The sequence below is a fragment of the Nonomuraea antri genome (assembly GCF_013283785.1).
Classification (GTDB): Bacteria; Actinomycetota; Actinomycetes; order Streptosporangiales; family Streptosporangiaceae; genus Nonomuraea; species Nonomuraea antri.
This window is the reverse complement of the sequence record NZ_JABCPZ010000322.1, coordinates 1-9,870: the sequence shown is the minus strand read 5'-3', so window position 1 is coordinate 9,870 and position 9,870 is coordinate 1. Positions and strand designations below refer to the sequence as shown.

Sequence of the window (9,870 nt, the reverse complement as noted above, 5' to 3'; positions counted from 1 at the left end):
CGGCCATCACGTGCCTCCTTCGATCTTGGTTTGCGCTTTCGAAGGATCACGCGATGGCCGTCGCCATTTCACGACGCCACGCCTGTTGACCAGGTCAAACTCGTACACCACTCCCGTGGACGCAACCGGCCCGGGTTCGGGCTCGGTTTCGGCGAGAAGGAAGGTTCTGCTGGGGGCTTGTATTCGGCGGGGTCAGGGGGGTTCTTCGCGGAGGGCGTGGCCGGTGTGGCGGAGGAAGACCTCGTCCAGCGTCCCCACCCCCAGCTCGGCCTTCAGCCCCTCGGGCGTTCCGCCGGCCACCTCGCGGCCGTGGTCGATGATGGTCAGCCGGTCGCAGAGGCGGTCGGCCTCGTCCAGGTAGTTCGTGGCCAGCAGCACCGACATGCCCTCGTCGCACAGCCACCGCACGTGCTCCCACACGTGGTGCCGGGACTGGACGTCCAGGCCCAGGGTGGGCTCGTCGAGTATCAGCAGGTCGGGCTGATGCAGCAGGCCGCAGGCGAGGTCGAGGCGCTTCTGCATCCCGCCCGAGTACTCCTGTACGAGCCGGTCCGCGTGTTCGGCCAGTCCCACCAGTTCCAGCACCTCGTTCACCCTGGTCTTCACCCGCCGCCTGGGCACGTGGTAGAGCGCCGCCTCGATCTCCGCCTTCTCCCTGCCGGTGAGCATGTAGGAGCCCATGGGGGAGACCTGCTGCATCACGTATCCGATGCGCCGGCGTACCTTTCCGGCGGAGCGGGTGACGTCGAAGCCGCACACGCGGGCGGTGCCCGAGGTGGGCGGGAGCAGGGTGGCGAGCATTCTGATCGTGGTCGTCTTGCCGGCGCCGTTCGGGCCGAGCAGACCGAAGATTTCGCCCTGCGCGATGGCCAGGGTGAGTGCGTCGACGGCTACGTGGTCGCCGAACGCGCGGCTCAGTTTGTCCGCGTCGATGATCCAGCCCATTTTGTTCGCCCATCGCCGAATAGTTAATGGAATCATTAAATAATTGGGCGCGGGGCGGGTCAAGTACGGATCGGGTGACTCAGATCAGACGGCGCAGCCGGAGCAGGTCGCCGAAGCTCGCGTCGATCTTGACCCGGCCGCCGAGCAGGGCGCGGGCCAGGTCGAGCTCCCCGTCGACCAGCGCCACCAGGTCGTCGCTCACGATCGTCAGCTTGACGTCGGCGGGCTTGCCGTCCGCGGGCGGTTCCTGGGTGAACGGATCCAGCCCCCCGTGGTGCAGCCGCCCGTAGAAGACCACGTCGAGGTCGGAGACCCGGGCGCTCACCGTGCGTTCGACCACGTGCTTGGCCCGGTCCGCCTCGTCGATCTCGTCGAACTGGGCGACGAGCTTGGCCAGTGCTGCCCGGCACTCCTCGACGCTTGCCATGATGCGCATCCCTTCCTCATCCGGTGTTCCGTATCCGGTGTCCCGGCGGACCTCTCGGGCGGTCCCTCGCGGTAGCGTTCCACATCGGCCGCACCCCCGTATGCCTTCAACGGGTGACACGCCCGCCAAGGTGCCGGGTGCTTCGAGGAGGCGTTACGGTCGTCTCATGAGTGAGCTGCCGGAGGAGACGGGCGACCCTCGGGTCGACGCCATCGTGGGCGGTCTCGGCCGCCTGGCAGAGCTGCCGGTGAGCGAGCACGTGACCGTCTTCGACGAGGCGTTCTCCGGGCTGGAAGCCACCCTCGCCGCCGCCGAGGACGCCGCTGAAGGCGCCCCCGAAGGCGCCGGCGCGGAAGCCGCCCAACGCGCCGGCCGAGGCCCCGGCGACCACGTCACCGACCACGCCGCCGTACGAGCACCCGGCATGGACGACCGGTGAGCCGCAGGATCCGCCTCGACAGCGAGCTGGTCCGCCGCGGCCTGGCCAGGTCGCGGGAGCAGGCCGCCCAGCTCATCGAGGCCGGCCGCGTCACCGTTGGCGGGCAGCAGGCCAAGAAGCCCGCCACCCAGGTCGACACCGCCTCGGCCATCGTCGTCGCGGAGTCGGCCGAAGGTCCCGACTACGTTTCGCGCGGAGCGCACAAGCTGCTCGGCGCGCTGGAGGCGTTCAAGAGCCTGAGCGTGGCCAGCCGCCGCTGCCTCGACGCGGGCGCGTCCACCGGAGGCTTCACGGACGTGCTGCTGCGTCACGACGCCGGGCACGTGCTGGCGGTCGACGTCGGGTACGGGCAGCTGGCCTGGTCCCTGCGCACCGACGACCGGGTCACGGTGATGGAGCGGGTCAACGTCCGCGATCTCACCCCGGAGATGGTCGGCGAGGCGCCCACGCTCATCGTCGGCGACCTGTCGTTCATCTCGCTCAAACTGGTGCTGCCCGCGCTGGCCGGGGTGGCCGCCGACCCGTCCGACTTCGTCCTGCTGGTCAAGCCGCAGTTCGAGGTGGGCAAGGAGTTCGTGGGCGCGGGCGGCGTGGTGCGCGACCCGGAGCTGCGCGCGCGGGCCGTGCGCGAGGCCGCCGCGAAGGCGCACGAACTGGGCCTGACCGTGCGCGGCGTGACGGCGAGCCCGCTGCCCGGGCCGTCGGGAAATGTCGAATACCTGCTCTGGCTGGGCAAGGGCGAAGGCGAGCCACCGGTCGCCGACCTCGAAGCCGAGATCCAGCGGGCCGTCGAAGAAGGGCCGCAATGAACCGGACCGTGCTGGTCGCCGTGCACACCGGGCGTGAGGCAGCCGTCGAGAGCGCCCGCCTGGTCATCAACCGGCTGGTCGACGCCGGCATCACGGTCAGGGTGCTCGACACCGAGGCCGACGAGATCGGCTGCTCGCGCGCCCAGGCCGTGCCCGCCGACCCGAGCGCGGCCAAGGACGCCGAGGTCATGATGGTCCTCGGCGGCGACGGCTCGCTGCTGCGCTCGGCCGAGCTGGCCAAGCCCGCGGGCACGCCGCTGCTGGGGGTCAACCTGGGGCATGTCGGGTTCCTGGCCGAGGCCGAGGTCGCCGACCTGGCCGCGGCCGTCGACAGCGTCGTCGCCGGGCGCTACGACGTCGAGGAACGCATGACGATCGACGTCCTGGCCAGGCAGAACGGCAAGGTGCTCGCCGACACGTGGGCGCTGAACGAGGTCAGCGTGGAGAAGCAGGAGCGCATGCTCGAAGTGGTGGCCGAGATCGACGGCCGGCCGCTGTCGCGCTGGGGCTGCGACGGCGTGATCTGCGCCACGCCGACCGGCTCGACCGCCTACGCGTTCTCGGCCGGCGGGCCGATCGTCTGGCCGGAGGTGGAGGCGCTGCTCATGGTGCCGATCAGCGCACACGCGCTGTTCGCCAAGCCGCTGGTGGTCTCGCCGCGCTCCACGCTGGCCGTGGAGATCCTGCCCGACACGCCGGGCGGCACGCTCTGGTGCGACGGGCGGCGCGGATTCGAGCTCCCCTCGGGTTCACGGGTGGAGGTGCGGCGCGGGACGGAACCCGTCCGCCTGGCCCGGCTGCACGGGGTGGAGAGCACCGGCGCGCCGTTCACCGACAGGCTGGTCGCCAAGTTCGAACTACCCGTGCAGGGGTGGCGCGGAAGGGTGCGACCCTGAGTGAATGAGAGGCAGAGCGCGTAGGATCACGTGCGCACAGGTGTTCGGACACCCCCGAGCACGGTGTGGACGGCAAACACGGCAGTGACGGGAGTGGGCAGTGCGACCCAGGGTCGAGGAGGTCCGCATCCAGGGGCTCGGCGTCATCGACGAGGCCGTGCTGGAGCTTTCGCCGGGCTTCAACGTGGTCACGGGCGAGACGGGCGCGGGCAAGACGATGGTCGTGACCGGGCTCGGCCTGCTCTTCGGCGGCCGGGCCGATCCGTCGCGCATCCGTCCGGGAGCCGAGAAGGCGACCGTCGAGGGCACGTTGGTCATCGAGGCGGGCGGCCGGGTCGCCCAGCAGGTCGAGGACATCGGCGGCGACGTCGAAGACGGTGAGCTGATCATCTCGCGCGCCGTCTCGGCCGAGGGGCGCTCGCGGGCCTGGCTGGGCGGGCGCACGGTGCCCGTCGGCACGCTCACCTACCTCGCCGACGACCTGGTGGCCGTGCACGGTCAGATGGACCAGCAGCGGCTGCTCCAGCCGGCCAGGCAGCGCGCCGCGCTCGACCGTTACGCCGGTGACGAACTGGTCAAGCCGCTGCGCGCGTACGGGCAGGCGTACAAGCGGCACAAGCAGGTGGGCGCGCTGCTGGAGGAGCTGACCACCCGGGCCAGGGAGCGGTCGCAGGAGGCCGACCTGCTCAAGTTCGGCCTGGAGGAGATCGAGAAGGTCGACCCCAAGGCCGGCGAGGACACCGAGCTGCGCGAGGAGGAGGAGCGGCTCTCGCACGCCGACGCGCTGCGCAGCGCCGCCACCACCGCCCACACGGCGCTGCTCGGCGACCCGATGGAGGCCGCGGGCGGGCCCCGGGACGTCATCTCGCTGCTGGGCGAGGCGCGCTCGGCCGTGGAGGCGGTACGCGACTTCGACCCCCAGCTGGCCGCGGTCGCCGACCGGCTGGCCGAGGCCGGATACCTGATCTCCGACGTGGCCACCGACCTGGCCGCGTACGCCGAGTCGATCGAGGCCGACCCGGCGCGGCTGGCGGCCGTGCAGGAGCGCCGCTCGATCCTGTCCGGGCTGATCCGCAAGTACGCCGAGGACAGCGCGGGCGTGCTGGCCTGGGCGCAGCGGTCGGCGGCCCGGCTGACCGAGCTCGAAGGCGACGACGAGCGCATCGACGAGCTGAACCGCGAGTTCGAGGAGCTCGGCGCGCGGCTGACCGAGCTGGCCGGCGAGCTGACCCGGGTGCGCCTGGCCGCCGCCGAGCGGTTCGGCCAGGCGGTGACCGAGGAGCTGACCGCGCTGGCCATGCCGCACGCCAGGGTGGTCGTCCAGCTCAGCCAGAGCGCCGAGTTCGGCCCCGACGGCGTCGACGAGGTCGAGCTGCGCATGGCCGCGCACCCGGCCGCGCCGCCGCTGCCGCTGAACAAGGGCGCGTCCGGCGGCGAGCTCAGCCGGGTCATGCTGGCGATCGAGGTCGTGTTCGCGGGCGCCGACCCGGTGCCGACGTTCGTCTTCGACGAGGTCGACGCGGGCGTCGGCGGCAAGGCGGCGGTGGAGATCGGCAGGCGGCTGGCCAGGCTGGCCAAGACCGCGCAGGTGATAGTTGTCACTCATCTGCCGCAGGTGGCCGCGTTCGCCGACCAGCATCTGGTGGTGGAGAAAGCGAGCGACGGCAGCGTGGTGCGCAGTGGCGTCGTCACCCTGAATCACGAGGGTCGCGTGCGCGAATTGTCCCGTATGCTCGCGGGTCTCGAAGACTCCGAACTGGGCCGGGCGCACGCCGAAGAGCTGTTGGGCCTGGCTGCGGCCGACAGATGATCCGAGTGTGACATAGCGGACACGCTCCGCCGTGCTGGACGTCGGCGCTGTTTCACTCTGGCAGGATGGTCTTGATGAAGGTTCCGGGGAACAGGATGCCGGGCCTCCGCGGCAGGAAGGTCGACAACCTTCCCGGTGTAACGGCAGTGGCGAGAATCGACCGGCGTACCAAGAGGCTCACCAAGCGCCTCCAGCCTGGGGAAATAGCGATTATCGACCACGTCGACGTCGACCGGGTCAGCGCGGAGGCTCTGGTCGCGTGCGGCGCGTCGGCCGTGATCAACATCGCGTCCGGCATCAGCGGCCGCTACCCGAACCTCGGGCCGCAGATCCTGGTCGAGGGCGGCGTGCCGTTCGTCGACAACGCCACGCCCGAGCTGTTCGAGCGGGTCAAGGACGGCGACGTCGTCCGGCTGCACGACGGCATCGTCTACCTCGAAGAAGACACGGTGGGCAAGGGCGACGAGCAGTGCGCCGAGGCCATCGAGGCCGCCATGGCCGAGGCGCGGGCCGGGCTGGCCGTGCAGATCGAGGCGTTCGCCGTCAACACCATGGAATACGTGCGCGGCGAGGGCAAACTGCTCATCGACGGCGTGGGCGTGCCGGACATCCGCACCTCGATGGAGGGCAGGCATGTCCTGATCGTGGTGCGCGGCTACCACTACAAGGAAGACCTGGCCACCCTGCGCCCCTATATCCGGGAATATCGTCCGATCCTGGTCGGTGTCGACGGTGGCGCCGACGCGTTGCTCGAAGCCGGCTACCTGCCCGACGTGATCGTCGGCGACTTCGACTCCGTCTCCACCAAGGCGCTCAACTGCGGCGCCGAGCTCGTCGTGCACGCCTACCGCGACGGCCGCGCGCCCGGGCTCGAACGCGTGCACCAGTTGGGCCGCGACGCGGTGATCTTCCCGGCCACCGGCACCAGCGAAGACATCGCCATGCTGCTGGCCGACGACAAGGGCGCCGAGCTGATCGTCGCCGTGGGCACCCACGGCACGCTGGAGGAATTCCTCGACAAGGGCCGCTCCGGCATGGCCAGCACCTTCCTGACCCGGCTGCGCATCGGCAGCAAGCTCATCGACGCCAAGGGCGTCAGCAGGCTCTACCGCAGCCGCATCTCCACCCCGCAACTCCTGCTGCTCGTGGTCATCGCGCTGATCACCATGGGCGTCGCGCTGTTCTCCTCGCCGATCGGCCGCACCTGGCTGAACGGCCTGCAGGACGTCTGGAACGCATTCATCTTCTGGCTGGTCGGACTCTTCTCGTGATCGATTTCCGCTATCACCTCGTCTCCATCGTCGCGATCTTCCTGGCACTGGCCGTGGGCATCGTCATGGGCACCACGCTGCTCCAGGACCCGGCCATCGTGTCGGCGGAGAAGGTCAGCGACGACCTGACCAAGGCGAACACCGGTCTCAGGTCCGAGATCGACGTCCTGCGCGGGCGCGAGGCGGGCAACAACGAGATGTTCACCGTGATGACCCCCGACCTGGTCAAAGGCACCCTGACCGGCCAGCGCGTGCTGCTCATCGACACCCCGGGCTCCAGCACCGGCAACCGCGACGCCGAGCAGCAGGTGCTCACCCAGGCCGGCGCCACGATCAGCGGACGCATCGCGCTGACCGACAAATACCTCGACCCCCAGCGCAGTGGCGTGCTCGACGGGCTGGTCAACCAGCTCAAACCGGTCGACATGGTCTTCCCGCCCACTTCCACCGCCTACGACCGGGCCGCCACCCTGCTCGCGGCCGCCCTGGTGACCACCGACGAGACCCAGGCCGGCACCGCGAACCCGGCCACCACCGCCGTGCTCACCGGCTTCGAGGCCGGCGGCCTGATCACCACCGACGGCGATCCGAGCAAGCGGGCCACGATGGCCGTCATGTTCGCGCCGGAGAAGCCGTTCGAGGGCGAGAACGCCGAGCTGCAGGCCGGGGCGCTGGTGTCGCTGGTGACCGGGCTCGACATCGCGGGCAAGGGCACCGTACTGACCGGAACCGCCACCAACGCCGCCGTCACGGGTGGCGCGATCACCGCGCTGCGCGACAGCGGCGAGGCGGCCAGGCGGGTCTCCACCGTCGACACCCTCGATATGCCTGCGGGCCGCGTCGTGATCGTCTACTCTCTCCGGGAGCAGCTGAGCGGGCGCGCGGGCCAGTACGGCATCGGCGCCGACGCCTCGGCGTTCCTGCCGGCGCTGCCCAGCCCGAGTCCGACAGCGTCGCCGACTTCGACCTCGTCAGGGAGCTGACATGGCCCGTGGCCTGCTCTACGCCCTCGCCGGTGCCGCCGTGGGAGCGGTGGCCGCCCGTGCCGCCTACGCCGCCTTCGTCCGGCGTCCCGACCCCGGCGAGCGCTGGACCAGGAAGAACCACCGCGGCGAGCCCATCACCCTGCTCGAAGGCCCGGCCTTCGTGGCCGGCGCGAGCGCCGCGGCCGCGCTCACGCCCGGCCTGCCCGCCCGGGTGCGCCTGGCCGCGCTGCTGGCCGGCGCGGGCAGCGGCGCGCTCGGGGCGTACGACGACCTGTACGGGACGACGTCGTCCAAGGGCTTCAAAGGACACCTGACGGCGCTCGCCCGCGGCGAGGTGACCAGCGGCGCGGTCAAGATCCTCGGCATCGGCGCGACCGGGCTCGGCGCGGCCGCGCTGGTCTCGCAGGGGCCCGTCGACACGCTGGTCAACGGCGCCGCCATCGCCGGCGCGGCCAACCTGGCGAACCTGTTCGACCTGCGGCCCGGCCGCGCCATCAAGGTGGCGCTGCTGACCGGCGGCCCGCTGCTGGCCGCCGGGCTGCTGCGCGGCTCGCCTCAGCACGCCGCGCTGGCCGCGATCCCGCTGGGCGCCGCCGCCGCGCTGCTGCCCGACGACCTCGGCGAACGCGCCATGCTCGGCGACGCCGGCGCCAACGCGCTGGGCGCGCTGCTCGGCCTGGCCGCCGTCACCCGGCTCGGCCGTCCCGGACGATACGCGCTGCTCGGCACGGTCGCCGCGCTCACCGCCGCCTCGGAGAAGGTCAGCTTCACCAAGGTCATCGCCGGTAACCCGGTGCTGAACAGGATCGACATGCTCGGCCGCCGCCCGGTCGCCACCCGGTGACCCTGCGTACCCGAACTGTCGGTGCGGCCTGCCAGGATGTCCTGGTGATCGGAGACCGAGCCGGGGAGGTCGGGTGCGGGGCGTGACCGCGCGGGGCGTCGCGGGCGCGGCGATGCTCATCGGCGCGATCACGGTGCTGGCCAGGATCACCGGCTTCGCCAAGCAGTACGCCTTCGCCCGGAGCGTGGGCACCAACTGCCTGTCCACCGCGTACTTCACGGCCAACGCCATCCCCAACATCATCTTCGAGGTCGTGGCGGGCGGCGCGCTGGCCGGCCTGGTGGTCCCGATACTCGCCGGCGCGGCCGGGGGCGGCGTCGACGACCGCGTGCGGGTCGGCCGCATCAGCTCGGCGCTGCTGACCTGGGTGATCGTCGTGCTCGTGCCGCTGGGCGCGCTCACCGCGCTGTTCGCCGGGCCGATCGTCGGGCTGTTCCTCGGCGATCACATCGACCAGTGCGCCGACACCGGCGCGGTGGCCGCCGTCGCCACCCGCATGCTGGTGGTCTTCGCGCCGCAGATCCCGCTCTACGGCGTCGCGGTGGTGCTCTACGGGGTGCTGCAGTCGCACAAGCGCTTCGCCGGGCCCGCGCTCGCGCCGCTGGTGTCCAGCATCGTGGTGATCGTCGCGTACCTGGTGTTCGTGCCGCTCAGCCACGACATCCGCGACCCCGCCGACATGCCCAGGCCGGCCGAGCTGACCCTGTCGCTCGGCACCAGCCTCGGGGTGCTGGCCCTGGTGCTCTCCGTGCTCGGGCCCATCATGCGGCTGGGCGTGCGATGGCGGCCCACGTTACGGTTCCCCGACGGCGTCGCCGGGCAGGCGCGGCGGCTCGCGCTGGCCGGGATAGCCGGGCTGCTCGCCCAGCAGGCGGCCATGATCGTGGTGATCCTGCTGTCCAACCACGCCATCGGCAACGGGGCGCTCACCGTCTACAACTTCGCGTGGGCGATCTACCTGGTGCCGTACGCGGTGCTGGCGGTGCCCATCGCCACCAGCGCCTTCCCCCGGCTGGCCGCCCAGGCGGGCGCCCCGGCCGCGTTCTCGGCGCTGGCGGCGCGCACGACCCGCGCGGTCGTGCTGGTGTCGGGGCTGGCCGCCGGGGTGCTGGCCGCCGTGTCCTGGCCGGTGGCGGTGGTGTTCCTGCGGGACAGGAGCGACGTGCCCGTCGTCGAGTTCGCCTACGCGATCGCGCTGTTCGCGCCCGGCCTCATCGGCTACGGGCTGATCGCCCACCTGACCCGGGTGCTGTACGCGGCCGGCCACGGACGTGCGGCGGCCATCGGCACCGTGACGGGCTGGGGCGTGGTGATCGTCGCGCAGGTCGTGCTGGTGCCGCTGCTGCCGGACGCGTGGAAGATCGCCGGGCTGGCCCTCGGCACGGCGGTCGGCATGAGCGCGGGGGGCGGGTTGCTGCTGGCGTTCGTGGTACGGGCCAGGGG

General features: G+C 71.6%; 10 protein-coding genes. 8 read left to right on the top strand and 2 right to left on the bottom strand.

Annotated features, from left to right (window positions below; genetic code table 11):
- Positions 1-192: 192 nt before the first annotated feature.
- Positions 193-945, bottom strand: a complete 753-nt coding sequence (locus HII36_RS50565) for an ABC transporter ATP-binding protein (protein ID WP_173530557.1) — start codon at positions 943-945, stop codon at positions 193-195.
- Positions 946-1,024: 79 nt separating this feature from the next.
- A complete protein-coding gene (locus tag HII36_RS50560) occupies positions 1,025-1,372 on the bottom strand; it encodes an SCP2 sterol-binding domain-containing protein (RefSeq protein WP_173530558.1) in 348 nt (115 codons plus the stop codon).
- Between the two features lie 166 nt (positions 1,373-1,538).
- Here HII36_RS50560 and HII36_RS50555 point away from each other — a divergent pair, with 166 nt between their 5' ends.
- The 8 genes from HII36_RS50555 to murJ all read left to right on the top strand — a co-directional run.
- Entirely contained in the window at positions 1,539-1,811 is a 273-nt protein-coding gene (locus tag HII36_RS50555) for a hypothetical protein (protein WP_173530556.1), read from the top strand.
- Entirely contained in the window at positions 1,808-2,620 is an 813-nt protein-coding gene (locus HII36_RS50550; protein ID WP_173530555.1) for a TlyA family RNA methyltransferase, read from the top strand. Before HII36_RS50555 ends, HII36_RS50550 begins: the two co-directional genes overlap by 4 nt.
- Complete coding sequence (locus HII36_RS50545; protein ID WP_173530554.1) at positions 2,617-3,516, top strand: NAD kinase; 900 nt, start codon at positions 2,617-2,619, stop codon at positions 3,514-3,516. Before HII36_RS50550 ends, HII36_RS50545 begins: the two co-directional genes overlap by 4 nt.
- 100 nt (positions 3,517-3,616) lie before the next feature.
- Positions 3,617-5,326: a DNA repair protein RecN gene (gene recN, locus HII36_RS50540; RefSeq protein WP_173530553.1), complete on the top strand. Its 1,710-nt coding sequence runs from the start codon at positions 3,617-3,619 to the stop codon at positions 5,324-5,326.
- A gap of 74 nt (positions 5,327-5,400) precedes the next feature.
- Positions 5,401-6,597 carry a putative cytokinetic ring protein SteA gene (gene steA, locus HII36_RS50535; protein ID WP_173530552.1) on the top strand — a complete coding sequence of 399 codons (1,197 nt, stop codon included), beginning with the start codon at positions 5,401-5,403 and terminating at the stop codon, positions 6,595-6,597.
- Positions 6,594-7,580, top strand: coding sequence for a copper transporter (locus tag HII36_RS50530; RefSeq protein ID WP_173530551.1), 987 nt, complete (start codon positions 6,594-6,596; stop codon positions 7,578-7,580). Before steA ends, HII36_RS50530 begins: the two co-directional genes overlap by 4 nt.
- A gap of 1 nt (position 7,581) precedes the next feature.
- Entirely contained in the window at positions 7,582-8,427 is an 846-nt protein-coding gene (locus HII36_RS50525) for a hypothetical protein (protein WP_173530550.1), read from the top strand.
- Positions 8,428-8,500: 73 nt separating this feature from the next.
- A partial coding sequence (murJ, locus tag HII36_RS50520) for a murein biosynthesis integral membrane protein MurJ (protein WP_173530549.1) occupies positions 8,501-9,870 on the top strand: 1,370 nt, incomplete at its 3' end.